This window comes from Kangiella sp. (genome assembly GCF_048265365.1).
In the GTDB taxonomy this organism is placed as follows: Bacteria; Pseudomonadota; Gammaproteobacteria; order Enterobacterales; family Kangiellaceae; genus Kangiella.
In genome coordinates this window covers 1,365,841-1,390,804 of sequence record NZ_JBLXBT010000001.1, presented here as the reverse complement: position 1 = coordinate 1,390,804, position 24,964 = coordinate 1,365,841, and the positions used below count along the sequence as shown (strand labels likewise).

Below are 24,964 nucleotides of genomic sequence, written 5' to 3'. Positions count from 1 at the left end.
TTTTATTCCTGGTGTCGAATATCGACAACTTCAATTTCTACAATAATATCCTGGTCAGCTAAGGGATGGTTGAAATCTACCTTAACCGAGTGGCCTTTTACTTCTCGAACCATGCCAGGAATGGCGCCGCCGCCCATTTGCTCAAAAGCAATAATAGAGCCTTCTTCCAATTTTAAATCAACTGGAAACTGGTTAATATCCATAAAATGAACATTATCTGGGCTAGCGGGACCAAAAAATTCTGAGCCATGAATATCAAGCTCGCGAGTGTCACCTTTTTCAGCGCCAAGCAATTTTGCTTCGAGCTTATCGGTCAAACTGCCATCGCCAAAAATAAACCACACCGGCTTCCCATCCACGCGTGTACTGTCCGCTGCTGAGCCATCCTTAAGCAAAATATTAAAATGCACTAAAGCCTTTGAATTTGCTTCAATTTTCATTAACTTTTCTCGCCTTTTTAGATTGACTCTTTTGCTCAGGATTAACAAAAGAGTCAATCAAGAGAAGCCCTACACCTATTAGAATAACGCTATCAGCAATATTAAAGGTTGGCCAATGGTAACCATCTATGGATACATACCAGTCAATAAAATCAATCACATAACCATAAGCCATGCGGTCAATTAAATTACCAAATGCGCCACTTAGGATTAGCGCCATACCAACATTTGACAACTTCTTATTGGATTCAGTACACCACATCCAGAACAACAAGAGTAAGCTGATACCAATCGCCACCGCAGTAAAGAACCAGCGTTGCCAGCCCCCAGCATCTCCAAGAAAGCTGAACGCAGCGCCGTAATTATAAGCAAGATTTAAATTAAAATGCGGCATCACCTCAATGATCGGTCCGCCATGAACCGGAGCTAATGCCAAGTTAGCCCAAATCTTGGTAGCCTGATCGATAATCAATAAAACCACGGTCAACCACAACCAGACCAAACCTGACTGTTTAAATGGCAATCTTTTCATAGTATTTAATGCCCTTAAGCGTAATGACGAATTTCGCCATCACCCACCACGTTTTCAACGCAACGGATACAGATAGTCGGATGCTCCGGATTCTCACCCACATCATGACGATGATGCCAACAGCGTTCGCACTTCTCTGCTTCAGATTTGGTAATACTCAACTGCAAACCTTTCATTTCTGTTGCTTCACCGCCCTCTGCTTTCTCCAGACGAGCCTGTGAAGTTATGAATACAAAACGTAACTCATCTTCCAGTTTCGACAGAACAGCATAGAGTTCATCATTGGCATAGAGCGTCACTTCAGCAGCTAATGAACCACCAATAGCGCCGTCCTTACGCTTATTTTCTAGCGCACGGTTCACTTCATCTTTAACTTGTGAAATAAGCGCCCAGTCAGCTTGAGTAATCTTAGCTTGCTCCATCGCGAATAAGCCTTCATACCACTCAGCGATGAATACATTGGATTCGCGCTTGCCTTCAGCTGGCTCAGGTAAGAGCGGCCAGATTTCGTTGGCAGTGAAACTCAACACAGGTGCCATCCAGCGTACTAACCCTTCGATAATATGATACAGAGCTGTTTGACAAGAACGCTGTGCACGCGAATCTGTTTTTGCTGTGTATTGACGATCCTTAATAATATCCAGATAGAAACTGCCCATATCAATCGAGCAGAAGTGATGAATTTTTTGCGCCACTAACCAGAAGTTATATTCGTCATAGGCCTTAATGATTTCCTGTTGTGCTTGGTATGCACAATCAACCGCCCAACGATCCAATGGCAATAAATCATCTTTAGCCACCAAATCTTTTGCAGGTTCGAAACCTTCAAGATTTGATAATAAGAAACGAGAAGTATTACGCAGGCGACGGTAGGTATCGCCAGTACGTTTTAAGATTTCTTCGGAAACCGCCATCTCGCCACGGTAGTCAGCCGACGAAACCCAAAGACGCAACACATCAGCGCCCAGCTTGTTGATGACATCATTAGGTGCCATCACGTTGCCTTTGGACTTGGACATTTTCTCGCCTTTACCATCGACTACGAAACCGTGCGTCAGACATTGCTTATAAGGCGCATGACCATACATGCCAGTTGCTGTAAGCAACGAAGACTGGAACCAGCCACGATGCTGATCAGAACCTTCTAGATATAAATCTGCCGGCTGACGCAAATAATCACGCGATTCAAGCACACAATAGTGCGTCACACCGGAATCAAACCAGACGTCCAAAGTGTCATCAATTTTTTCGTACTTGTCAGCATCGACAAACTCCGAAGCATCTAAGTCGTACCAGGCCTGAATACCCTTCTCTTCGATATAAACCGACACTTTTTCCATTATGTCAGCCGACTCTGGATGCGGTTCGCCGGTCTGCTTATCAATGAACAAACATAATGGTACGCCCCAGGTACGCTGGCGTGAAATACACCAATCAGGACGCGTGCCGACCATGCTTTCAATGCGAGCTTCGCCCCACTCTGGAACCCACTTCACTTTTTTGATTTCTTCCATGGCCTGCGCCTGCAAACCATTTTGGCTCATTGAAATAAACCACTGAGGAGTGGCGCGATAAATCAATGGTGTTTTAGTACGCCAGCAATGTGGATAGCTGTGACGGATTTTATCATGATGTAACAAGCAACCTTTTTCGATCAAATGATCAACCACCGGCTGATCCACTTTGTAAACATGCTGTCCGGCAAAGACTGGCGTGTCATCAGAGAAAACACCATTGGCCATCACATAGTTTAATAAGCCTATGCCATACTTCTTACCCACCACAAAGTCATCAGGACCGTGATCTGGGGCGGTATGGACAAGGCCCGTACCAGCATCAGTGGTGACATGCTCACCGATAATCACTGGTACTTTTTTATCGTAGAATGGATGGTTAAGCTCCAAGTTTTCAAGCTTGGAACCTTTGGTAGAAGCCAACACTGAATAATGTTCAATTTCAGCTTCTTTCATCACGCTCTCAACCAACTCATTGGCCAGAACAAAACGCTGTTTTTTACCTTCACGATCGACCTGTACTAGTACATACTCCAAATCTTCGTGGATAGTAACAGCCTGACTCGAAGGTAGTGTCCAAGGCGTTGTGGTCCAGATCACAACAGATACTTCACCTTCGCCCTGTTCGCCGGAGAAATCAAACGTCTGTAAAAATTTTTGTTCATCGCTGACTGGGTAATTCACATAAATCGAGAACGAAGTTTTATCCTGATACTCAACTTCAGCTTCTGCCAAAGATGAACCACCGACCACACTCCAATACACTGGCTTTTCGCCTTTATGCAAATGGCCATTACGCACCAATTTTGATAAAGCGCGAACAATATTGGCTTCAAATTTAAAGTCCATGGTCAAATACGGGTTGTCCCACTCACCCAAGACACCAAGGCGAATGAAGTCAGCTTTCTGACCGTCAACCTGTTTCGCCGCATAGTCACGGCATTTCTGACGAAATTCTGCATGAGTGACTTTAGCTCCGGCTTTACCGACTTTTTTCTCGACATTATTTTCAATCGGCAAACCATGACAGTCCCAGCCCGGTACATAAGGGCTGTCGAAACCGCTCAAGGTTTTACTTTTAACAACAATGTCTTTAAGAATTTTATTCACAGAGTGACCAATATGAATATTGCCATTCGCGTATGGAGGGCCATCGTGCAAAATAAATTGCTCACGGCCAGCGCGCGCTTTACGAATTTCACCGTAAAGATCATTCTTGCTCCATTCAGCCAACATTTTTGGCTCGCGCTGTGGCAAATTTCCACGCATTTCAAAACGTGTTTTCGGTAGGTTTAATGTGTCTTTATAATCGCTCATTTAAGCTACTACTCTGTTTTATGTAATGTGAAATTAAATTAATGCTTTGCTAATAAGATTAAAGCTGGTTGTTAAAAAGCGCTCTCGCTTTTTCAATATCTCGGTTAATTTGTTCAATCAACTCATCTTTACCATTGAACTTCTGTTCGTCACGAATTTTCATAATCGGCTCAATCGTTAGGTGTTGTCCGTAAACATCACTATTAAAATCTAATAAATGTACTTCTAACCGTTCTTCGCGCTCATTCAACGTGGGTTTCTTACCAACGTTAGCAACGCCATTCACGACCTTGTCGCCGACACCTAAGACCTTAACCGCGTAAACGCCCTGCAATGGGCTTTTGACACGCTTTAAGGCAATGTTGGCGGTTGGAATGCCAATGGTTCGTCCTTGTTTGTCGCCATGCGCCACACGTCCACGAAATCGATAAGGACGGCCTAACAACTTTTCAGCTCGTGCAAAATCACTATCCGCTATAGCCTGTCGCACTAGACTACTGCTAATACGTACATCACTATCATCAATCTCTTGCACAACCGTCTGATTGGCTTCAACTGGAAAGTGACCGGCCTGCTTCAACAAAGCAAAGTCACCCTGTCGCTGATAACCAAATTTAAAGTCATCACCGATAAACAAGTACTTAACCCGTAAAGTCTCTACCAGCACACGACGAATAAAATCTTCCGCGCTGAGTTCTGCCAGCTCTTGATTAAAGCGTAAACATAGCACGTAATCCACACCCATATCTTTTAATGCCTGTAGTTTATCCGTCAGCTTAAACAAACGCGCTGGTGCAGCACTAGGACGGAAGAACTCTTGCGGGTGTGGCTCAAAAACAATAACGACACTGGGCACTGATAGAGCTTTGGCCTTGCTCGTTAATCGTTCGATGATCGCCTGATGGCCCAAATGGACACCATCAAAATTACCAATGGTTGCCACGCTCCCCTGAGCAAACAGGTTAGGCGGACAACTGTATAGACCACGAATTAAGCGCATGAACGCAATGTTCTCCAGGCGACAGACATTGATGCCGAGCTAATCAAAGCGGGCAATTATAGCGGACTATGGGTCAGGAATTAACCACCTTTCAATAAATTAGCTAATTTTCATCGGAATTGAATCGAACTCAAGAAACTGCCAAGATATGAGTATTCCATAGAATGATACAACAATTCGGTAACCTTATGAAAAACCAACTAATAATCACCAGTCTGATAGCTTCTAGTCTATTGCTGACCAGCTGCGCCTGCTTTTTCTCGCCAGATTATGACTTAACCGATGAAGAGGCAGCCTTCTTTGATAACCTTGCCCGTATGTGTGGAAGTAAGTTTATTGGTGAGTCAACCTATCCTGATGATCCCAGCCATGACTTTGCTGGCAAACAACTGGTTGCCACGATTGATGGCTGTGGCCCCCGCTACGTCTCTATTCCTTTTCAGGTTGGTGAAGACAAGTCCAGAACATGGCTCATCTACAAAACTGGCAGTGGCTTGAGATTGCGCCACGACCACCGTCATGAAGATGGGACACCTGATGAAGAAACGCTTTACGGTGGTTATTCCGCGCCTTATAAAGGTGAAAAGCCGACCCAGTACAAACAGTTTTTCCATGCTGATGACTATACTGCCGAGTTGATTCCAGCTGCGCAAAGCAATGTCTGGATGCTGGAATACAATCCAGATACTCAGGAAATGACCTATTATTTAGAGCGTCATCAAGAGCCAAGATATAAAGCAGTTTTAAAGCTGGTTGAAGAACAGTAATCCGAGACTACAACACTACAAAAAAAGGGAAGCAACGGCTTCCCTTTTTAGTGTAAGGCGCATATCAGCCTATCCTGAAGTCTTTGCGCCTGAGTCCTAATATGACTAACAGAACCACGTAAGCTGCGATGGTTGCAGTAATAATAATACTGATCATGCCAATGGCTTCCATTCGTGACCAGGCCTGCCACTGCTCAATGCTAAAGTCCGTATACCAAAGCCCTAACAACAGTAAGCTACTGGCCACAACCAACTTGCCTATCCACAGCTTACTTTCTCTGGAAAGCTTTAAGTGGTTATCTTTACTCAAGAAGTGATACAACAAGATAGCATTGACGAAAGCTGAAACGCTGGTTGCCGCCGCTAACCCCACATGACCAAAAGGCTTAAACAAGGCAAGGTTCAACACAATATTAGTAACCACCGCCACAACCGCAATTTTCACTGGCGTTTTAGTGTCCTGGCGCGAGTAGAATCCAGTAAGAAACACTTTAACCATCATGAAAGCTATCAGGCCTGAAGAATAGGCCTGCAAACTCTGTCCTGCTTTAAAGGAATCATAATCAGTGAAAGCGCCGTGCTGGAATACGGTTATCATGATCGGTTCGGCAAGCCAGAAGAGTCCTATCGCTGCAGGAATACCAATCATAAGCACCATCCGCAAGCCCCAGTCCAGCGTCCCTGAATAATGCTCCATATCTTTCTTAGAGAAGAACTTGGATAAGGTAGGCAACAATACCGTAGCAATGGCAATGCCGAAAATACCCAAAGGAAACTCGAGCAAACGATCAGAGTAATACAGCCAGGAAATACTGCCTTCAACCAGCAAAGAAGCAATCTGAGTATCGATAAGCAGGTTAATTTGGCTCACTGATGCGCCGAAAATCACTGGAATCATCAATTTGATGATGCGTTGCACCGCAGTATCTTTCCAGGCCCATTGTGGTTTAGGCAAATAGCCTGCTTTCCACAGGAATGGAAAGTGCAGAAACAACTGCAAAGCGCCAGCAATAAAGATAGCCCAGGCCAGAGCTACCGTTGGCTCTTCCATTGTCGGGGCATAGACTATAGCAGCCGCGATAATTGAAAGATTGAGTAAAATAGGCGCAAAGGCAGGTACAGCAAACTTATTTAGCGTGTTAAGTACCGAACTGTACATCGCAACCAATGAGATAAAGAAGATATAAGGGAAAGTGATCTTCAACAGGTCACTGGCCAGGTTAAACTTTTCCGGCTCATCAAGGAAACCGATACCAAAGATAGCGATAACACCTTGTGAACCCAGCACACCAACAATGGTGACGATCGCCAGAACACCACCCAAAGTGCCCGAAACCTTGCTTAACAGTTGCACCGTTTCTTTTTGGCTTCGGTTGGAATAATACTCGGAAAATACAGGTACAAACGCGGTCGCGAAAGCACCCTCACCAAACAACCGACGTAAAAAGTTAGGGATTTTTTGCGCCACCAGAAACACATCCGCCTGAAATGAAGCGCCTAAAAGGTTTGCCAGAACCACGTCGCGCACTAAGCCCATAACACGCGAGATCATAGTCCAAAAACTGACGATGGTACTTGATTTTAGTAAGCCACCCATCGATTCCCCTAATCTGTTGTTTGTTGTAGAAATTGGCGCAAGTTTAAGTGATAATTAGACCTGCGACCAGACAATCGCTTTAAAAGCCTCCAAATTGCCAGAATTCTGCCGTTTTTGGTGGTTTTTACTTGATAAGGACGTGCAAAGACGGTATATTTCGCGACCTTAAATTTTGAATTAACTATTACGTTGTTAGGAGTTCACCTTGGCTAACATTAAATCTGCCAAAAAACGTGCTCGTCAAGCTGAAGCTCGTCGCCAGCACAACGCTAGCCGCCGCTCTATGTTGCGCAGCTACATTAAAAAAGTTGTTTATGCTATTGATGCAGGCAACAAAACTGACGCGCAAGCTGCTTTCGAGCGTGCTATCCCTGTGATTGATAAAGCCGCTAACAAAGGCATTATCCACAAAAATAAAGCTGCTCGTCATAAGAGCCGCCTTACCGCACGTATCCAGGCTCTATAATTGCCCGGGTTACTAGAGCTGGTTATTTAAGTTAATACAACCAGTCGCTAGACAGTAAGAATTATAAAAGCTGCTTCTCTTTTGAGTCGCAGCTTTTTTTGTTGCCGTGTAAATTATCCACAAACAGCAATCACTTCCATCCAATACCCATAATGTTTTTTTTATTAGCCATTATTCACTATTTGCTTTTCCAGTATGGTCATCGCCGCCTTCAACTGCTTTAAATCCTCTTCAGCTGCTCCCTCTAACAAATGCTCTATTCTCTGTAATCTCTTGCGCCGCGTTTCTTCCAATAACTGCTGACTTTTACGGGTTGGTGCAACATAGACAACTCTTTGATCAGTCTTTGAGCGGGACTTAATCACATAGCCCTGCTTTTCAAGACTCTTTACGGTTCGAGTGATTGCCGGTGCTGATACCTGCTCCATTTCAGCCAGACTGTTTATGGTCTGCGGCCCAACATAGATAAGAATAGACAGCAAAGAGAGCCTTTCGGCAGTTAAACCGCTTTCCTGATCATGCTTTTTGGCATTTCTAAGTAGATGAATGGCTACACTATGCAACATTTCAGCGACTTCCGTATGATTGCTTCTGGAATCAGACATTTGTCTTGCCATGGTTAAATATTAACATTGGTTAAATATATTCGTCTTAGCTACCTATTTCAATAAGCTATCCAAAAAATAGATAGAAGATGCCTATCAGAATGAAAATTCTGCAGCCTCAAGCATGCAATATCAGGGACTTACTGCAGCCCCCTATTAGTTTCCCTCTATGAGGTATGACCAGTTATTGACTTTATTGGTCGGATGAGTAGAATTGCGCCACATTTTCAGAACCTTCTTGAGGCATTTTGATGAGAAAGGTCTTTCTATCCGCGATTGTTACAACCCTTAGCATTCTTCCACTTTCTGCAATCCAGGCCAAAGTTACAGCCGATGAAGCACAAGCTTTAGGCAATACCCTCAGTCCAATTGGTGCTGAGTTGGCAGGCAGTGCAGACGGCACTATTCCAGCCTGGACAGGTGGAATCCAACAAGTTCCCCAGGATTATGAACCGGGCGAACACCATAAAGATCCTTTTGCTGATGAGAAAGCACTGCTAATCATCGATCAAAGCAATGTTCAACGCTACTCAGACAAGCTGACGGCAGGACAGATTGCCATGATCAATCAATACCCTGATTATAAAATCAAGATCTATCCTACTCATAGAACCGCTTCATTCCCACAAAAGGTCTATGACTATAGTATTCAAAATGCGACACGAGCAGAACTTACCCAGGATGGTGCTGGTCTGGTTAATGCCAAAGTTGGCGCCCCCTTTCCGATCCCTAATAATGGATTAGAAGCAATCTGGAACCACTTAACCCGTTATCGTGGCGAATATATTACTCGTGAATACATTCAGGTAACGCCACAACAAGACGGCAGCTATTCGCCAGTTAAGTTTGAACAGGAATCCTTACAATATTATGTACAGGAAAACCCTGAAAAAGATAACCTGCTATTCCTCTATAAGCAGCGCATCACAGCACCTTCTAACCTGGCAGGTCAGGTTTTATTAGTTCATGAGACCTCCAATCAGGTTGAAGATCCTCGTCGCGCCTGGCGCTATGATCCAGGCCGTCGCCGCGCAAGCCGAACGCCTACGGTAGCCTATGATGCTCCCGCTCTGGCTTCAGATGGGTTGTCTACCGTTGATAACTTTGACATGTTCAGCGGCTCTCCTGATAGGTACAACTGGGAATTAAAGGGTAAGAAAGAAATTTATGTTCCCTACAATGCCTATAAATTACATAGTGACCAATTAAACTATGACGACATCATTCGCCCCGGTCATATTAATCAAGATCTGGCACGTTATGAGCTACACCGTGTCTGGGTAGTCGAAGCAACTCTTAAAGAAACTGAACAGAACATCTATAGCCGCAGAACATTCTACCTTGATGAAGACAGCTGGCAGGCGTTGCTAGTTGATCACTATGATGAAAATGGCCAGCTATGGCGCGTAGGCGAAGCACATGCCATCAACTATTACGAAGTCCCAGTCCTTTGGAGCACATTAGATGTGCTCCATGATCTCAAAGCCAAACGCTATATCGCATTTGGTCTAGATAACAAAGAAAGCATGTATGACTTCGGAACCGAGCTTAACTACAGCAAGTTCACAGCCTCAGCACTGAGACGCGAAGGTCGTTAATGTCAGGTTTTACACATCCCCTGGTTTATCCCACCTGTGTTGCAGCCACTCGTAAGAGTGGCTTTTTTTTGCCACTTATTGCTATGCTGAGTATAGTTTCAAATCAGCATCACAAAAAATTCCCAATAGAGGTTTATATGAAAAAAATCTGTCTTGTACTCACCAGTAGCCTGCTCGCCCTTGCAGTGAATCTATCCGAAGCAAAAAGTGATATAGAAATGGGCCCCATTCTTGAAGCTTATGGACCAGCCTCAGCCATAGAAGATAGCGATATCCCATTACCGGAAGGTTTTGTATATAAAGCCCTGTTTGATATCAGCGAAACAAACCAAAAGCACGATCAATACAACCGAAAAATAGAGTCGGTTGCCCGCTTCTTAAACATGCATGCCAGAAATGGCGTCGAACCTGACAATATGAAGCTAGCGGTGGTGCTACATGGTTCGGCTGTCAAAGATATCTTAACCGACGAAGCTTATGCCAAGCGGCATGGCTATAAAAATCCTAATACAGATCTAATTCACCGACTAGCTGAAAACGGTGTTGAGTTTTACGTTTGCGGCCAGTCAGTTGCCTTTTATGATGTTAAGAAAAGTGAACTGTCTTCAGACGTGAAGTTGGCATTATCAGCCATGACAATGGCAGTATTGTTGCAGGAAGATGATTACCAGTTAATTCCGTTTTAAAAAAAAGCGAGCTTACAGCTCGCTTTTTAATATTTCTAAAGTTGAGGAAACTCTAGGGCTTATCTTTTTCTTGCTCAACTGGCTGCTCAGTTTCGTCAGAAACTTCATCAGTTTCTGAGCCGTCGTCATCAAGCTGTTCTTGAACAGAAAGCTCCTCATCAGAAAGCTCCTCATCAGAAAGCTCTTCATCCAAGCTCTCATCACTCTCTGCGTCATCATCTTCGTCCCACCCGTCATCAAGATCATCCCAGACTTCCTGTGGCACTTCATCAATGGCACCAGGCTCGGGCCAGTTAAAGGACTGAGCTTGAGTCTCTGCTTCGTACTCACGCATTTTAGGATGCTCAATCAGATAATCCATGATGTCATTACAGATTTTTCGAGTGCCTTCTTTCTGGATAGCAGACATACGGTAAACAGGTCCATCCCACTCCAGGCGCTCGAGCATATCAGCAATTTTTGCCTCAACCTCTTCTTCGGATAACAAGTCGGTCTTATTGAACACTAACCAGACAGGCTTATCTTTTAAGGATATATCCTTACTTTCACTGTACTTATACAGCTCATTCATAATCCCATTAAAATTCTTAACCGGATCGGATTCATCAAATGGCAACAAATCGACGATGTGTAATAAAATTCGAGTACGTGCAAGGTGACGCAAGAATCGAATACCAAGCCCAGCACCTTCCGCAGCCCCTTCAATCACACCAGGAATATCAGCAACCACAAAGCTCGACTCGGTATCCACTCGAACCACACCCAGGTTAGGCACCAGGGTTGTGAACGGGTAGTCGGCGACTTTAGGTTTAGCTGATGAAACAGCTCGAATGAAGGTTGATTTACCGGCATTAGGCAAACCCAACAGACCCACATCAGCTAATACTTTCAGCTCAAGGCGCAGTTCACGAAACTCGCCTGGAGTGCCATGAGTAGCCTTACGTGGCGCGCGGTTAATTGAGCTTTTGAAACGCGTATTACCAAGACCATGGAATCCGCCTTTAGCCACCAACACAGCCTGGCCATCACGAACCAGATCACCAACAACCTCACCGGTCTCTTTGTCAGTAATTTGTGTTCCAACAGGGGCTTTTAAGTAAAGCTCTTCACCTTTACTGCCGGTTTTATTACGTCCTTGTCCGTTCTCACCTCGTGTCGCTTGATAAAAACGCACAAAGCGATAATCAACCAAGGTATTAAGCTCAGCATCAGCAACAATATAGACGTTACCGCCGTTGCCACCGTCGCCGCCATCAGGGCCGCCACGTGCAACGTATTTCTCACGACGAAAACTGACAATGCCGTTACCGCCATCACCTGCTTTCACCTTTATGGATACTTCATCAACAAATTTCATTGCGCTATTCTGCCACTGTTACCCTGTTAGACTATCTGCCTATTATACAATTAAGTTTACAACCCAGCTTGCAAAAAAAAACCCCAGCGATGGCTGAGGCTTTTTCTTCATCTGATTCGATTAAGCGTCGATAGAAACAAACTTACGGTTGTTTTTACCTTTAACTTCGAATTTCACTTTGCCGTCAACCTTTGCGAACAAAGTGTGGTCGCGACCAAGACCAACACCGTTGCCAGCGTGGAATTTAGTACCACGTTGACGAACAATAATGCTGCCTGCGCTTACTTCTTCACCGCCAAAGCGTTTAACACCAAGGCGTTTACTTTCGGAATCGCGACCGTTACGAGTACTACCACCAGCTTTCTTGTGAGCCATCGTTTACTCTCCTTTTACCAATTCTTTAGCCTGCTCGATCCAGTTTTCACGTTCGATGCGGCCTTTAAAGTTTAATTCTTCGTCAAATTTAGCAACATCTGCTGCTGTCCATTCGGCGATTTGCTTAAATGTAGTGATACCAGCGTCGTTTAATTTACCAACGATAACTGGACCTACACCTGAAAGTTGACTTAAATCGTCACCTTCAGCTTTAGCGGCTTTCTTAGCTGGAGCTTTCTTGGCCGCTGCTTTAGCAGGAGCTTTTTTAGCTGCTGGCTTAGCACCATCTAGAGCGATACCGTTAATTTTAACTTCAGTATACCACTGACGGTGGCCTTGACGCTTCATGTGGTGTTTACGACGCTTGAACTTAAGAATAGTTACTTTCTTAGCGCGACCGTGATCAACAACTTCTGCTGATACTACAGCACCTTCTACTAAAGGCGTACCAAGTTGAATGTTATCACCATCTGCTACCATCAATACTTCACTGAAGTCGATGTTAGCACCAGTTTCCGCTTCGATTTTCTCCAAGCGAACAACTTGGCCTTCTTTAACGCGGTGCTGTTTGCCACCACTTTTTATTACTGCGTACATATTTATTCTCCAGTTTTGACCCTCTCGTATATCTCAACGACAAGGTTAATATGCAATGCGATTACGAATTAAGGGCGCGAATTGTAAGCCAAAGCACGTATTGGATCAAGCGAAAAGCCGATGAAATCAGGCTTTTTTACTCTTTTTTCGCCCGTTCGAGGCTGCCGTCGGGCTACGACTTGAAAAAACGTCGATAACACTTGACCGAAACGCGATGCCTCACTAGGATTGCGGTGCAATTTTATTGATTTTCCTACAAAATACAAACGCTTTTGACAATTATGATGACCCTAGATGAAATCAGAGACTTGGTTGCGGATGAGTTTGATGCTACCAACCAAATCATTATAGACAGACTGCAATCAGACGTGGTTCTTGTGAACCAGGTCGGTCATTATATTGTTGCGGCGGGCGGTAAGCGATTGCGTCCTATGCTCTTGCTACTAGCCGCTAAGTCATTAAATTATAAGGGCAAATTCCATCCGAATCTGGCTGCCGTGATCGAACTTATCCATACCGCCACCCTGCTTCATGATGATGTTGTGGATGAGTCTGACCTACGCCGTGGTCGCCAAACCGCCAACGCCATGTTTGGTAATCAGGCCTCGGTACTGGTAGGAGACTATTTATATAGCCGCTCCTTCCAGATGATGGTTGAAGTGGGCGAAATGCGTGTAATGGAAGTGCTTTCGGAAACTACTAACGAAGTAGCCGCTGGCGAAGTCCTACAGCTGATGAACGTCAATGATCCTGATGTGGACGAAGCTTCTTATTATCAAGTGATTGAGCGCAAAACCGCCATTTTGTTTGCGGCTGCCACGCAATTGGCTGCCATCCTTGCAGGCGCCAGCAAAGATATCGAAGAAGGTTTACGTGAATACGGCCTACAACTCGGCAATGCTTTCCAGCTCGTGGATGATGCGTTGGATTATGCCGCTGATACCGAAGAGCTCGGTAAGAATGTCGGTGATGATCTGGCCGAAGGTAAGCCTACCCTGCCCCTGATTTATGCGATGCAGCACGGCTCTGACAGTGATGCGCAAATGATACGCCAGGCCATCGAACAAGGTGGGCTTGATAATATGGATGCCATCCTACGCATTATCCAAGAGACAGGCGCTATCGAATACACCTACCAGTCAGCAGAGAGAGCGGTAGCAAAAGCCATTAGTGCCTTAGAACCACTACCCGAGAGTCAGTACAAACAGGCGCTAATTGATATTGCCCAGCTGTCACTCAAGCGTAACTCCTAAGCGTAACTCTCAAACACAACTCTAAAAACGGAATCAGTCAGCCCCTACACCGATTTATACCTTGCCAGAGATGGGGTAACAGGCAATGATTGAAGCTATCGATTTAAAAAGCCAATCAGTGGCAAAAAAATTGACAATTGATAGCTTTTAGCTCTCGCAAGCGTTTTTAAATTCTGCGATAATAGCGCGCAATTTTAAGCATCCCGATCCGCTTAGCTTAACAGTTGCATTGCAAAGGTTTGAGAGCCTTTGTCCAAGAGGAGTACCCAATGTCTCGCAATCTTGATTTAAGCCAATATGGCATCCACTCAGTTTCAGAAATTATCTATAACCCGTCTTACGAATTACTATTTGAAGAAGAAACCAAACCAGGCGCCGAAGGTTATGAGAAAGGCGTGGTCACTGACACTGGTGCCGTTGCAGTAGATACCGGTATTTTCACAGGTCGCTCACCGAAAGATAAGTACATCGTTATGGATGACACCACTCGCGATACAGTGTGGTGGTCAAAAAATGGGGTGAATGATAACAAGCCTATTTCTCCAGAAGTCTGGTCAGACTTAAAGCAAGTGGTTACCAATCAACTATCAGATAGTCGTCTATTTGTGGTTGATACTTTCTGCGGAGCCGATGAAGCAACGCGTTTGAAAGTGCGCTTTATCACTCAAGTTGCATGGCAAGCTCACTTCGTTAAAAACATGTTCATTCGTCCAAGCGATGATGAGCTGGAAGGTTTCGAGCCTGATTTCGTGGTCATGAATGGTTCTAAAGCGACCAACCCTAAGTGGCAAGAACATAGCCTCAACTCTGAAAACTTTGTTGCTTTCAACCTGACTGAGAAAATTCAGCTTATCGGTGGCACCTGGTACGGCGGTGAAATGAAAAAAGGTATGTTCTCGATGATGAACTACCTGCTACCGCTAAAAGGCATTGCTTCCATGCACTGTTCAGCAAATGTTGGCGAAAAAGGTGATGTAGCCATTTTCTTTGGTCTTTCCGGTACCGGTAAAACAACTCTTTCAACGGATCCAAAGCGTGCCTTGATTGGTGATGATGAGCATGGCTGGGATGATAATGGCGTCTTCAACTTCGAAGGTGGTTGTTATGCAAAAACCATCAACTTGAGCGAGGAAAATGAGCCCGATATTTACCGTGCAATTCGTCGCGATGCTTTACTTGAAAATGTTGTAGTCGGCGACAACGGCAAGATTGATTTTGACGATGGTAGTAAAACTGAAAACACTCGTGTTTCATACCCCATCTATCATATTAACAATATCGTTAAACCTGCTTCCATGGCTGGCCATGCACAGAAAGTCGTGTTCCTGACAGCCGATGCCTTTGGTGTGCTTCCTCCGGTTGCCAAATTAACTCCTGAGCAGACTCAATACTACTTCCTATCGGGCTTCACAGCCAAGTTAGCGGGCACTGAACGTGGTATCACAGAACCAACTCCAACCTTCTCCTCTTGCTTTGGCGAAGCCTTCTTATCATTGCATCCAACACAGTACGCTGAAGTACTAGAGAAACGCGTTCAAGATGCTGGCGCAGAAGTGTACTTAGTCAATACCGGTTGGAACGGCACTGGAAAGCGTATATCAATCAAAGATACGCGCGGAATTATTGATGCAATTATGGATGGTTCTATTGAAGAATGTTCATTTGAGAACCTGCCTTATTTCAATCTAGCTATCCCAACTGAACTAAAAGGCGTCGATACCAACATTCTGAACCCACAAAACACCTATAACTCTGCAGCTGAATGGGAAGAAAAGGCGAAAAAGCTAGCGGCAATGTTTATTAAGAACTTTGACCGATTTGCTGATAACGACAAAGCTAAAGCGCTTATATCAGCAGGGCCATCGCTTTAATAGTAAGTTCTAAACTTAAAATAAAAGCCGCTGAATGCGGCTTTTATTTTGTCTTGGTGCTTTTGAAAATAGATAATGAAACTTAAATCAACTTGGGCTTATCTATGTGATAACCCTGCCCATAATCAAAGCCCATTTCTTTAATCTTATTCAATACCTGTTCATTCTCAACAAACTCTGCAATCGTCTTAATACCGAGCTGAACACTAATTTCACAAATACTTTTTACAATGGTTTGGTCATAATCATTTTCGAGTATTTGCTTAATGAAAGAGCCATCTACCTTAATGAAGTCAACTGGAATGTTCCGTAGGTAACCATAAGATGACATACCGCTACCAAAATCATCCAATGCAAACTTGCAACCAAAGCGATTGAGGCTGTCAATAAACTCTTTTACCAAATCGTAGTTATTGATGGCTGCAGTCTCAGTAATTTCAAATACCATATACCTGGCTAACTCTTGATTCTCTGAAATTTTCTCGACCAGATTCTCTCTAAACTCTTCACTATTAAGTGAAACACCTGATAAATTGATACACCACAAATAATCACTTGCTTGCTGATTAGCTTCCAAGTATTCCAGCACACGGTTTACAACCCATTCGTCAACCTGTGGCATTAAATTAAATCGTTCAGCGGCAGGAATAAATTCAATAGGCGGTATCATGCCACCTTGTTCATCCAGCATAACCACCAGCACTTCTTTCAAATCACCCTCGCCATTAAGGTCTTTAATGGTTTGTATACGTAGGGCAAAACGATCTTCGTCTAAGGCTTTATTAATACGGTTAACCCATAACACTTGCTGATGGAAGTGGATACTCTCAGGATCGCTCTTATCAAACACATGGATTCGATTACCGCCTTTTTCTTTCGCTATGGTTCGAGCGGATGCTAGTTCCGAAAGAACTTCGCTAGGTCCTAAGGTGTCTGAACTCATTGTTGCCATACCAGCACTTGCATCGACACTAATGTGCATTTCTGTCCAATCAAATACAGTATCGTGCACTGTCATTAGGATATTCTGAATAACCTTATAGGCAGACTCTAAATTTACCTGATCAAAAACAATCAAAAACTCATCTGCACTAAGTCGAAAGGCACGATCATTCCCCCCGATATTCGCACGAATAATCTTGGCAAACTGTTTTAGCACAAAGTTGCCTGCTTCATGCCCAAATGAATCATTAACCAGATTAAACTTGTCAATATCAAGCAAACAGGCAATGTGTTTAGCTCCATCACTCTCACTTATTAACTCATTGAGAAACTTATCCAGAGCAAAACGGTTCTCGAGCTCAGTCAGGAAATCGTGATTAGCCTGATACACCAGTTGACTTCGACTCGACTCAAGCTCAGTGATGTTTTTCCTTAACTGGCCCTTGCTCTCTAGTAAAACCTTATTATTGCGATAGAGCACAAAAACCAGATACATAAAATAGGACAGGAATATGGCCAGCAACATTACTAATAACATCAACGAATAGCGAGCATTGGATAGCGGCAAATAAAACTCTTCAATGCTGCCGGTAATGGTTAAGTTCCAAACTCGACCACCTAGATCAAATGTTCTATCAATGGCAAATGCATTATCACTATCAACTTGTGATTGACCTCTTGAATGGTGCTCAAGTAACAGGCTGTTACCGCCATCAGTCACATCGTTTATAGTGAGCGACAGTCCAAAGCGCGCCAATTCACTCGAGGTTTCACTAATAAGCTCCTCTAAAACGAATACGCCTTCAGACAAACCAACGATATTTCCCTGCGTGTTTTCTTTTGCATAACTATAAGCCGGAGCAAAAACTAAAGCAGCGGATTTGCCTGGATGCTGGTGCAACTCCATACGTGAAGTTACTGTCGTTGAGTTAGTTCGAATAGCCCTTTCTAAGGCTTCCTGGCGTGCATCAGAACGATAAGGGTCGTAACCAATGACCTCTTTATTTTCTTGATAAGGATACGCATAAATAATCGGATAATAAACTTCACGATTTAATTTTAAAAGGATTAAAGTTCCATCATTTGCTTTTTCAGTTAAGCTAAAATCAGGATATTCTTCGCGGGCAGTCTCAAGGAATGACTCTAAATTTTCATGCTTAACAAATTGCACGTACTCAAATGCCTGAATTCCGCTGTGTTTAACCAGATTGCTCTTAGCAAAATGTTCAAACTCGAATCGAGTGACTTTTTCAGAAAGGGAAAAGAAAGTGGCTAGCTGCTCAACATCATCAATAAATCGCTTAACATCACCTGTAATCTTTAATACATAGCGAGTTGACACATCATTGAAGCGCTCTTCAGCATACTGATGTTCAGTGGACTCTAACCAGCGCCCAGCAAACCACAAAAAAGCAAAGCCCAATAGCACTATAATCCCAATTGCAATCAGGTTTTTTACCAGAAAAGGTAATGGCTTTGCCTTTCTTGTCATTAAAACGACTCCTCAGCGTCTATTTGTAAACTAACGCCAATCTTTGATTGATAGTATCGAGTGCAAGCCTGCTTATATTATTAATCTCTAATTCTTTTAGATCTGCGAGTATTTTCTTTTCTGTGTTACTTATATACCACAATTGACTGCCCTTACCAACAGCTACCCCATTTGAGTCCAGCCAAACGTAATCCTGTACACCCTCAGGTAAAACAATGTCTGTGGCTTTAACGTCACCGCTTTGGTCTATCAAAAAAATATGATTCTGACCATCTATGAGCTGAGTGAAGCTCACTTTATTCTCTGTAACTCGTTGCAAGCAACGGCCTATATTTTCAACCAATGGCTCTGCTTTTCCTTCAGCATTAACGTCAAGTAATTGCAAAGTCATCACTTCGCCCAAGACAAAAGTAGCAGCCAAGTCTGAGTTCAGCCATGCGTGATATCCCACAGGCTCAATAGCGGGGTTGAGAACTTGTTGGGTTGCATCATCAAGAGTGATCAAGCGCAAATGCTGCTGACCTTCAGAATTAACACCTATAACACTTAATCTACTGTCATCATAAACCGTCGGGGAATACTCGCTAACGTCATCACTTTGAGTGACGTTGGTTAGTTTCTTTTCGGCAAAGTGGTAAGCAAAGATATCCGTTTGTTCATCCATCATTCGTGTGAAATACAGCAGCTCACCATCGGCGGAAAAATGAGGTTGATTATCATAACCTATATGATTAAAAGCATTGAGTGCATTACCAGCATCCACTTTCATTGAAGCGCCAGGCGAACTCACAGGAATAACTACAATATCGGTTGAAGGGATTGCAGGAGTTTCGTCTTCTGCTCGCAGATCTGACACACAAACTAATTGTGCTGACAACACAATTGCCAGCCAGGAAGAAAAGTTCATTTATGACTCCGGAGGCTGAACAAAAGCCAAAGGTTGTGCCGAATAGCAAACAATTTTATCGCCTGCCTGCTTATCGCCGACTGCTTTTTTAAGGGCTAGCCTTTGTTCTTTGAAAGTAAAAGCTGAGTCAGCCTGAATGGCATAATGCCTGACATTTTCCGACACCAGTACTTCACCAGGTTCAGCCATAGACTCGAGGCGTGCAGCAAAGTTAATGGCATCACCTTCAATATCAAGTTGCTCGGTAATTTCATTGTGAGTAATTTTAACTTCGCCAATATCCAAACCGATACGTAAAGCAAAGCCGGCTCCCGCCAATACCTTTTGAATCATGGCGGCGCAGCTTAAAGCGCTTTCAACATTCTGAAAAGTGGCTCTTAAAGAATCACCCTCCATATTAGGATAACTGGCTTGCCATTTTTTAAGAACAGGTTTTAATAAACCTCGGAACAAAGAAAGTTTCTCTGTTCGATCTTCTTCAGTCCAATGTGAAAAGCCTTTTAGGTCAGTAAACAACACTGCTAAACGACGAGTCTTTGCATCACTGTCAATTTCAGAAAGCTCAAGTAACTTAGGCCAGTATTTATCTTTAATCGCCTGTAAAGACTCTCGGATTTCAAACTGCAGTTTGCGCTCGGATTGAAGACTGATTTGAATAGATTGCAATTTTTCTGCTTCTTGTCGAAGACTCGCTTCAAGCATGGTTGGATTTAAACCACCCGTATCTTCGACCACGATAATGGCGCGAGTATCGCCGGGTTCATTGCGAATATCTCGAATACGCAGTTTACAGCCCCAATAACTGGCTTCAAGATGTTCAATCAAAAATGGTAACGTAGCTAGATCCTGGTAAGACAACATACGCTGGTAGCGCAGTGTAAAAGTGATCTTATCTGCAAATAATTTTTCAAATTGATTCTTAGCGTAATGAGTATAATCACGACCACGCTGATCCCAACTTGCATGGCTACAGTCAATGTTACGAATCGACCAGCCATTCGTTTGCACTTGCCATAATTTGGTAGCACTCAAGATCGCGTTATCAAGATTTGCTCTGCCTAAATTAGCGCTTCGTAAATCAGCACCTTTGAAGTTTACGCCATTTAAATTAAAGCCGGATAAATCCAAACCTGAAATATTAGCATTGCTAAGATTGGCACCCTTTAAAGTAACCCCCTCAATGCGGCAGCTGGATAAATCAACATCAGACAAATTAGCTTTGTTTAGATTGGTATCGCGTAAATTAACATTTTCCATTTTTGCGCCGATTAATTTAGCGCCCTGCATGTCCAAACCTTCTAAGTTTTGGTTACGCAAATCAGCTCCACTCAAATTGGCTTCGCGCAAATCTTGCCCGCGCAAATCATGGTCACGTAAATCCACACTGGACAAATCGGTGCGGAAACAAATGGCAGTTAATAAATTGGCATGAAGTAAATTGGCATGGCTAAGATTAGCTTGCTTTAAATTAGCAGCAATTAATTTTGCACCGGAAAGATTGCAATAACAAAGATTGGCGTCAGTCAGATTACTGGCGATTAAAGCAACACCTTGCAAATCGGAATAAGCTAGATTGGCTCCAACAAAACTCATTTCTGAAAGATCACAACCAGACAAGTCAAGGCCTCGAAGATCCTGTCCGTCAAAATTGGCGTGAGTTTTTGGGTTCTCTTTGCGCCATTGATTCCAGACTTTTTCCCCTTGCATTAATATTTTTAATAATTCTGTATTGTCCTCTGATGTCAGAGACATGAGTTTTCCTCTTCAGCCAAGCCGTAGCACTCTATTTATACCATAGAAACTTTATATAAAACAGCATCTAACAGCAGTTTTACTTGAGCTAAAGCTGGCTGTCAGTACAATGGATTCTTTTGCCATTTCTAAGGATTATCATGACTCATCCATTTGAAGAGTTTCGCCACAAACGCGAACAGGGTAACGCCAAAGCATTGGATACCGACAGCCTGTTAATTAAGCGTTTCTTTGGACTAGACAAAACAGCCTACGGTGAAGGTGTTCTTGATTCGAAAACCAAAGAGTTACTTGGTCTGGTTGCATCCATGGTGTTGCGTTGCAACGACTGTATTGATTACCATCTGGAACAGTGCGTCAAGCAAGGTTGGAATAAGCAGGAACTTGACGAAGCTATGGGCGTTGCTATGTTAGTGGGCGGTTCGATTGTGATCCCACATTTACGTCACGCAAAACTTAGCCTTGAGTTTTTATTCGAGGAACAAGATCAAAGTGAGTAGTTTATATTAATCCTTATAAACCAAGCACTTCTTTAACAAATGGAATGGTTAATTTTCTTTTGGCCTGCAAGGATGCTTGATCCAGTTTATCCAAAATTCCCAGCAACGTGGGTAAATCACGTTGTTGGCGGGCCAATAAATACTGAGCGACTTCTGTACTGAGCTCCAAGCCTTTTTCCTCTGCTTTTCTTTGTAGCAGAATCAGCTTTTCTTCATCGTTTAAGGGCCTGATGTTGTATATGAACATAGCCGATAGCCGTGACTTAAGGTCCTTAAGATCAAGAGCCAGCTGCGATGGCGCATTTAAGCCTGTGATCAGCAAACTCTTGCCCTGCTCTTTGAGTTGGTTATAAAGATTGAAAATCGCGGTTTGCCAGTCTTTATCAGCAATCACTTTCTCAATACCATCCAACGAGACACAATCAAAAGCCACCAGGCCATCCAGCATTTGCGGTACTAACATGCTGTTTTCTAATGGCAAATAGGCAATGAGCTTGTCGGGATTCTGCTCAGAATAAGCATGAGTTAATGCTTGCAGTAAATGACTTCGACCATGGCCCGGTTCGGAATAGATATAGATAAACTCGCTCTCACCCTGACAAATGGCTTCTAACTTCTGAAGCAACAGCTGGTTTTCGCCAACCATAAAATTGGCAAAGGTTGCATCGGAATGAAGCTCTATATCGAGGGGTAATTGCTGCATGGCTGTTTATTTATCGGTTATTCTTATTGCTGACCAGGGTCAGTGTGGTTCGTTTCAGTCTTATCTTTAACTGCGTCATTGCCGCTTTCAGGCAACGCCTGTTTCTCATTCTTAACCACTTTGTAGTTAACAACGCCTAGCCAGATATAATGAAGGCCACTGATAATGCAGGTCAATATTACTGTAATTTCAAGGCCTTGCAACAACATATCAGGAGCGGAATACCAGTCGGCGACCGTCAATAAAACCAATAATACCAGCAGAATAAGCAAAGCCGTATTCCACTTAGAAATTAAAGACGGGCGCATTTCATAAGGCCCAACGAAATAATGATAGCTGGTTGCGCCGCCGACAATAATCACATCTCTTGCGGTTGATACCCAAAATAAAGTCCAGGAAATATGCCCTTTAACCACCAACAATAGTAAAGCTACCAGCAACAATAATTTATCGGCTAAAGGATCGGTGATCGAACCAAACCGGCTTTGCCAGCGAAACCGCTTAGCGAGTAGCCCATCCAAACCATCGGAAAGGCCCGCAATCAGGAAAATAACCAATGCCAAAGCATATTGTTCGATCATTACATAGTAGGCAAACGGAATAATCAGAATAATCCGCATGATGGTAATGATGTTTGGTAATACACTTAAGCTCATGATTTTATTATTTATTTCCCTGTTTACTATTCCTGCCAGCGGAAACTGTATCGTCCGCCTAAACCTTGATCGGTTGGAGTGCGACGCAGATTATTTCCTATATTAATAGCATCAATCAAGCTTTGTGGCGAAGATTGCACCTTAACTTCAAATAAAACAGCATCACCTTTCACTTGAAGCACTCTCACTGATTGAGTCATACCCAAGCCTTCCAGATAACGTCTGGCACCAGCATAGGCATCCAGTGAATTGATATTCTCAACAAAAATCTCTACCGCAAGCACTTCATCAGATAACACAATAGACAGTCTTGCCGCCAATTTATCGGCTATTTGGTCAATTAAATCAGCCACTACCTGTCGCTTGCTGCCGGCAGTGCTCGATATATTCTCAACGTTTCCGCCTAAATCCAACGACCAGCGCCCCATCCATTGTCCACCGCTCTGTGACAACTGTCCAGCGACCACATAGTCAGCATTATATCGCTCAGAAGCTCTTTTGATTGGCCCAGTAAACCGGCCCCAGACATCACCCACAGAAACTTCTGACTTGTCTTCCAGATCCATCAAGGGCATGACAATTGGCAAGCCTCGGCGGGCTGCCGCACGCTTTATAGCGATAGCCACCTGATCCCGACTTTCTGAGACTACGCGACGTTGCCCAGCCTCTTCCACTGCAATCCAGAAACTACCGATAGGTCTGTTTTCAGACCAGATAGGCTGTTGCGCGTCTTTTAATATTCTGTGTACCGCCTGGCTGTCGAAAGTAGCAACCAGCAATAAAGGTCTTTCATAGACCATTTGCTCTTCTGCACTCAACCTTTTATAGGAATATTGACGCATATAATTTTGCGCATCCGACAGAACCGCTTGGATTTGCGAACTGTTAACAACAGATTTATTGCCACTGACTCGAACCAGAACTTCCGCGAAGACATTCTGCATAGCACTTTGACGCACACCGGTCGACTGATTTTCCACTGGCCAGCTAGCAGAATATAAGTCAGCCACACGCTCAGATTGAGCGGGCATAACCCAAAAAATATTCACTAGCAGGAGTGTCAAATAAAGATATTTTTTTGAAATATGTCTCATGAACCTAAGTTCCTGTTTTAATTATCTTTTGCTCGCCTTAATACAAAGCTTGCAATATTTGCACAAGCACCGATAACCTGCCCAATAATGTCGGCATTTTAGCAGTTTTTAATAATCACGCCAGGCAATTAGACCATATCCTAATGATAGATAGAGTTAACTATCCCTTTTCTTTCCCTTTTTCATTCGTATTTACCGCAAGAAAGTCTCGAATGAGCGTTTGACCTTACCTATAATACGCGGCACTTTCTTTATTTCTCAGCATTAAACAGGCGAATTCAATGGCAAAAGGCAGCTCAAGTCACTTCCCACATCCCGATCAGGTCTTAAATCATGCGGAAGTCATAGTCAGCGAACAGGTTGTAGACAGCGCCATCAGCAAGCTCGCCGAACAAATCAACAGCCAGAACTACCCCGCTCCTTTACAGATTTTTTGCATCATGAATGGTGGGCTCTACTTTGCAGGACAATTATTACGTCTACTAACCATACCTGTATCAGTCAGCTATCTACACGCCACTCGCTACGGCGATAAAACGCATGGACAGCAACTACAATGGATGGTTAAACCCAAAGCTGAAGATATCCATAACCACCCCGTCTTATTGCTTGATGATATTTTTGATGAAGGCATTACTTTGGAAGCGATTGCAAACGAGTGTCAGCAGTTTAATCCTACAAGCCTTCAATGCGGCGTTCTAGTAGACAAGGACCACCAACGCAAACCTGAGTCAGGTTTTAAACCTGATTTTATTGGCTTAAGTGTACCGGATCGATATATTTTTGGCTGTGGCATGGATTACAAAGGGTTATGGCGTAATTTGCCAGCAATTTATGCGATATAACGGTCATCTTCTTATAAAAGGCGTATACTGAGTAATAATTCACATTTACGTCTTTGTATTAACTTGAAAGCAAAGATACGCTAATAAGTCACTGTTAA

23 protein-coding genes are annotated in these 24,964 nt (G+C 43.5%); 8 read left to right on the top strand and 15 right to left on the bottom strand.

Annotated features, from left to right (window positions below; all coding sequences use genetic code 11):
- Positions 1 to 2: 2 nt before the first annotated feature.
- The 4 genes from fkpB to ribF are packed head-to-tail and all read right to left on the bottom strand — an operon-like array spanning position 3 to position 4,803.
- Positions 3 to 440 (bottom strand): FKBP-type peptidyl-prolyl cis-trans isomerase, encoded by a 438-nt coding sequence (fkpB, locus tag ACN0VI_RS06480; protein ID WP_331889619.1) that lies wholly within the window; start codon positions 438 to 440, stop codon positions 3 to 5.
- Entirely contained in the window at positions 430 to 972 is a 543-nt protein-coding gene (lspA, locus tag ACN0VI_RS06475) for a signal peptidase II (protein ID WP_331889617.1), read from the bottom strand. The genes fkpB and lspA overlap by 11 nt, the downstream gene beginning before the upstream one ends.
- Before the next feature lie 14 nt (positions 973 to 986).
- Entirely contained in the window at positions 987 to 3,803 is a 2,817-nt protein-coding gene (ileS, locus tag ACN0VI_RS06470) for an isoleucine--tRNA ligase (RefSeq protein ID WP_417446183.1), read from the bottom strand.
- Positions 3,804 to 3,861: 58 nt separating this feature from the next.
- A complete protein-coding gene (gene ribF, locus ACN0VI_RS06465; RefSeq protein ID WP_417446182.1) occupies positions 3,862 to 4,803 on the bottom strand; it encodes a bifunctional riboflavin kinase/FAD synthetase in 942 nt (313 codons plus the stop codon).
- 188 nt (positions 4,804 to 4,991) lie between these two features.
- Here ribF and ACN0VI_RS06460 point away from each other — a divergent pair, with 188 nt between their 5' ends.
- Positions 4,992 to 5,570 carry a hypothetical protein gene (locus tag ACN0VI_RS06460; RefSeq protein ID WP_417446181.1) on the top strand — a complete coding sequence of 193 codons (579 nt, stop codon included), beginning with the start codon at positions 4,992 to 4,994 and terminating at the stop codon, positions 5,568 to 5,570.
- A gap of 64 nt (positions 5,571 to 5,634) precedes the next feature.
- Here the strand turns inward: ACN0VI_RS06460 and murJ are convergent, their stop codons facing one another.
- On the bottom strand, positions 5,635 to 7,167 hold the full coding sequence (gene murJ, locus ACN0VI_RS06455; protein WP_331889609.1) for a murein biosynthesis integral membrane protein MurJ: 1,533 nt from the start codon (positions 7,165 to 7,167) through the stop codon (positions 5,635 to 5,637).
- A 205-nt stretch (positions 7,168 to 7,372) separates the two neighbouring features.
- On the opposite strand from murJ, the gene rpsT reads away from it, so the two are divergent.
- A complete protein-coding gene (rpsT, locus tag ACN0VI_RS06450) occupies positions 7,373 to 7,633 on the top strand; it encodes a 30S ribosomal protein S20 (protein WP_015780686.1) in 261 nt (86 codons plus the stop codon).
- A 164-nt stretch (positions 7,634 to 7,797) separates the two neighbouring features.
- On the opposite strand, the gene ACN0VI_RS06445 is transcribed toward rpsT, so the two are convergent.
- Complete coding sequence (locus ACN0VI_RS06445; protein WP_417446180.1) at positions 7,798 to 8,238, bottom strand: MarR family winged helix-turn-helix transcriptional regulator; 441 nt, start codon at positions 8,236 to 8,238, stop codon at positions 7,798 to 7,800.
- 251 nt (positions 8,239 to 8,489) lie between these two features.
- Between ACN0VI_RS06445 and ACN0VI_RS06440 the strand changes: the two genes are divergently transcribed.
- The gene (locus ACN0VI_RS06440; protein WP_417446179.1) at positions 8,490 to 9,836 is read left to right on the top strand and encodes a DUF1329 domain-containing protein; all 1,347 of its coding nucleotides are present in this window, start codon (positions 8,490 to 8,492) and stop codon (positions 9,834 to 9,836) included.
- Between the two features lie 137 nt (positions 9,837 to 9,973).
- Complete coding sequence (locus ACN0VI_RS06435; RefSeq protein WP_331889596.1) at positions 9,974 to 10,522, top strand: DsrE family protein; 549 nt, start codon at positions 9,974 to 9,976, stop codon at positions 10,520 to 10,522.
- A gap of 52 nt (positions 10,523 to 10,574) precedes the next feature.
- Here the strand turns inward: ACN0VI_RS06435 and cgtA are convergent, their stop codons facing one another.
- The 3 genes from cgtA to rplU all read right to left on the bottom strand — a co-directional run bounded on the left by cgtA (position 10,575) and on the right by rplU (position 12,851).
- Positions 10,575 to 11,879, bottom strand: a complete 1,305-nt coding sequence (cgtA, locus tag ACN0VI_RS06430) for an Obg family GTPase CgtA (protein ID WP_417446178.1) — start codon at positions 11,877 to 11,879, stop codon at positions 10,575 to 10,577.
- Positions 11,880 to 11,999: 120 nt separating this feature from the next.
- Positions 12,000 to 12,254: a 50S ribosomal protein L27 gene (gene rpmA / locus ACN0VI_RS06425; RefSeq protein WP_331889592.1), complete on the bottom strand. Its 255-nt coding sequence runs from the start codon at positions 12,252 to 12,254 to the stop codon at positions 12,000 to 12,002.
- A gap of 3 nt (positions 12,255 to 12,257) precedes the next feature.
- Positions 12,258 to 12,851: a 50S ribosomal protein L21 gene (rplU, locus tag ACN0VI_RS06420; protein WP_417446177.1), complete on the bottom strand. Its 594-nt coding sequence runs from the start codon at positions 12,849 to 12,851 to the stop codon at positions 12,258 to 12,260.
- Between the two features lie 281 nt (positions 12,852 to 13,132).
- Between rplU and ispB the strand changes: the two genes are divergently transcribed.
- Both ispB and pckA read left to right on the top strand, forming a co-directional pair.
- The gene (ispB, locus tag ACN0VI_RS06415; protein WP_417446176.1) at positions 13,133 to 14,104 is read left to right on the top strand and encodes an octaprenyl diphosphate synthase; all 972 of its coding nucleotides are present in this window, start codon (positions 13,133 to 13,135) and stop codon (positions 14,102 to 14,104) included.
- Positions 14,105 to 14,373: 269 nt separating this feature from the next.
- Complete coding sequence (gene pckA / locus ACN0VI_RS06410; protein ID WP_417446175.1) at positions 14,374 to 15,975, top strand: phosphoenolpyruvate carboxykinase (ATP); 1,602 nt, start codon at positions 14,374 to 14,376, stop codon at positions 15,973 to 15,975.
- A gap of 82 nt (positions 15,976 to 16,057) precedes the next feature.
- On the opposite strand, the gene ACN0VI_RS06405 is transcribed toward pckA, so the two are convergent.
- From ACN0VI_RS06405 to ACN0VI_RS06395, 3 genes are read right to left on the bottom strand one after another with little or no spacing between them, the layout of a single operon-like run.
- Positions 16,058 to 18,409, bottom strand: coding sequence for an EAL domain-containing protein (locus ACN0VI_RS06405; protein ID WP_417446174.1), 2,352 nt, complete (start codon positions 18,407 to 18,409; stop codon positions 16,058 to 16,060).
- A gap of 19 nt (positions 18,410 to 18,428) precedes the next feature.
- Positions 18,429 to 19,316, bottom strand: a complete 888-nt coding sequence (locus ACN0VI_RS06400) for a TolB family protein (RefSeq protein WP_417446173.1) — start codon at positions 19,314 to 19,316, stop codon at positions 18,429 to 18,431.
- Positions 19,317 to 21,068, bottom strand: coding sequence for a pentapeptide repeat-containing protein (locus ACN0VI_RS06395; RefSeq protein WP_417446172.1), 1,752 nt, complete (start codon positions 21,066 to 21,068; stop codon positions 19,317 to 19,319).
- 140 nt (positions 21,069 to 21,208) lie between these two features.
- Here ACN0VI_RS06395 and ACN0VI_RS06390 point away from each other — a divergent pair, with 140 nt between their 5' ends.
- The gene (locus tag ACN0VI_RS06390) at positions 21,209 to 21,568 is read left to right on the top strand and encodes a carboxymuconolactone decarboxylase family protein (RefSeq protein ID WP_417446171.1); all 360 of its coding nucleotides are present in this window, start codon (positions 21,209 to 21,211) and stop codon (positions 21,566 to 21,568) included.
- A 13-nt stretch (positions 21,569 to 21,581) separates the two neighbouring features.
- Here ACN0VI_RS06390 and hda read toward each other — a convergent pair whose 3' ends face one another.
- The 3 genes from hda to ACN0VI_RS06375 are packed head-to-tail and all read right to left on the bottom strand — an operon-like array spanning position 21,582 to position 24,021.
- Positions 21,582 to 22,271 (bottom strand): DnaA regulatory inactivator Hda, encoded by a 690-nt coding sequence (gene hda / locus ACN0VI_RS06385; RefSeq protein WP_417446170.1) that lies wholly within the window; start codon positions 22,269 to 22,271, stop codon positions 21,582 to 21,584.
- 23 nt (positions 22,272 to 22,294) lie between these two features.
- Positions 22,295 to 22,927: a CDP-alcohol phosphatidyltransferase family protein gene (locus ACN0VI_RS06380; RefSeq protein WP_417446169.1), complete on the bottom strand. Its 633-nt coding sequence runs from the start codon at positions 22,925 to 22,927 to the stop codon at positions 22,295 to 22,297.
- 26 nt (positions 22,928 to 22,953) lie between these two features.
- A complete protein-coding gene (locus tag ACN0VI_RS06375) occupies positions 22,954 to 24,021 on the bottom strand; it encodes a DUF2066 domain-containing protein (RefSeq protein WP_331892299.1) in 1,068 nt (355 codons plus the stop codon).
- Between the two features lie 281 nt (positions 24,022 to 24,302).
- Between ACN0VI_RS06375 and ACN0VI_RS06370 the strand changes: the two genes are divergently transcribed.
- The gene (locus ACN0VI_RS06370) at positions 24,303 to 24,866 is read left to right on the top strand and encodes a hypoxanthine-guanine phosphoribosyltransferase (protein WP_417446168.1); all 564 of its coding nucleotides are present in this window, start codon (positions 24,303 to 24,305) and stop codon (positions 24,864 to 24,866) included.
- Positions 24,867 to 24,964: the final 98 nt, after the last annotated feature.

Coding starts and splice junctions, on each gene's coding strand:
- fkpB (WP_331889619.1), bottom strand. CDS start 440: ATGAAAATTGAAGCAAATTCAAAGGCTTTAGTGCATTTTAATATTTTG.
- lspA (WP_331889617.1), bottom strand. CDS start 972: ATGAAAAGATTGCCATTTAAACAGTCAGGTTTGGTCTGGTTGTGGTTG.
- ileS (WP_417446183.1), bottom strand. CDS start 3,803: ATGAGCGATTATAAAGACACATTAAACCTACCGAAAACACGTTTTGAA.
- ribF (WP_417446182.1), bottom strand. CDS start 4,803: ATGCGCTTAATTCGTGGTCTATACAGTTGTCCGCCTAACCTGTTTGCT.
- ACN0VI_RS06460 (WP_417446181.1), top strand. CDS start 4,992: ATGAAAAACCAACTAATAATCACCAGTCTGATAGCTTCTAGTCTATTG.
- murJ (WP_331889609.1), bottom strand. CDS start 7,167: ATGGGTGGCTTACTAAAATCAAGTACCATCGTCAGTTTTTGGACTATG.
- ACN0VI_RS06445 (WP_417446180.1), bottom strand. CDS start 8,238: ATGTCTGATTCCAGAAGCAATCATACGGAAGTCGCTGAAATGTTGCAT.
- ACN0VI_RS06440 (WP_417446179.1), top strand. CDS start 8,490: ATGAGAAAGGTCTTTCTATCCGCGATTGTTACAACCCTTAGCATTCTT.
- ACN0VI_RS06435 (WP_331889596.1), top strand. CDS start 9,974: ATGAAAAAAATCTGTCTTGTACTCACCAGTAGCCTGCTCGCCCTTGCA.
- cgtA (WP_417446178.1), bottom strand. CDS start 11,879: ATGAAATTTGTTGATGAAGTATCCATAAAGGTGAAAGCAGGTGATGGC.
- rpmA (WP_331889592.1), bottom strand. CDS start 12,254: ATGGCTCACAAGAAAGCTGGTGGTAGTACTCGTAACGGTCGCGATTCC.
- rplU (WP_417446177.1), bottom strand. CDS start 12,851: ATGTACGCAGTAATAAAAAGTGGTGGCAAACAGCACCGCGTTAAAGAA.
- ispB (WP_417446176.1), top strand. CDS start 13,133: ATGATGACCCTAGATGAAATCAGAGACTTGGTTGCGGATGAGTTTGAT.
- pckA (WP_417446175.1), top strand. CDS start 14,374: ATGTCTCGCAATCTTGATTTAAGCCAATATGGCATCCACTCAGTTTCA.
- ACN0VI_RS06405 (WP_417446174.1), bottom strand. CDS start 18,409: ATGACAAGAAAGGCAAAGCCATTACCTTTTCTGGTAAAAAACCTGATT.
- ACN0VI_RS06400 (WP_417446173.1), bottom strand. CDS start 19,316: ATGAACTTTTCTTCCTGGCTGGCAATTGTGTTGTCAGCACAATTAGTT.
- ACN0VI_RS06395 (WP_417446172.1), bottom strand. CDS start 21,068: ATGTCTCTGACATCAGAGGACAATACAGAATTATTAAAAATATTAATG.
- ACN0VI_RS06390 (WP_417446171.1), top strand. CDS start 21,209: ATGACTCATCCATTTGAAGAGTTTCGCCACAAACGCGAACAGGGTAAC.
- hda (WP_417446170.1), bottom strand. CDS start 22,271: ATGCAGCAATTACCCCTCGATATAGAGCTTCATTCCGATGCAACCTTT.
- ACN0VI_RS06380 (WP_417446169.1), bottom strand. CDS start 22,927: ATGAGCTTAAGTGTATTACCAAACATCATTACCATCATGCGGATTATT.
- ACN0VI_RS06375 (WP_331892299.1), bottom strand. CDS start 24,021: ATGAGACATATTTCAAAAAAATATCTTTATTTGACACTCCTGCTAGTG.
- ACN0VI_RS06370 (WP_417446168.1), top strand. CDS start 24,303: ATGGCAAAAGGCAGCTCAAGTCACTTCCCACATCCCGATCAGGTCTTA.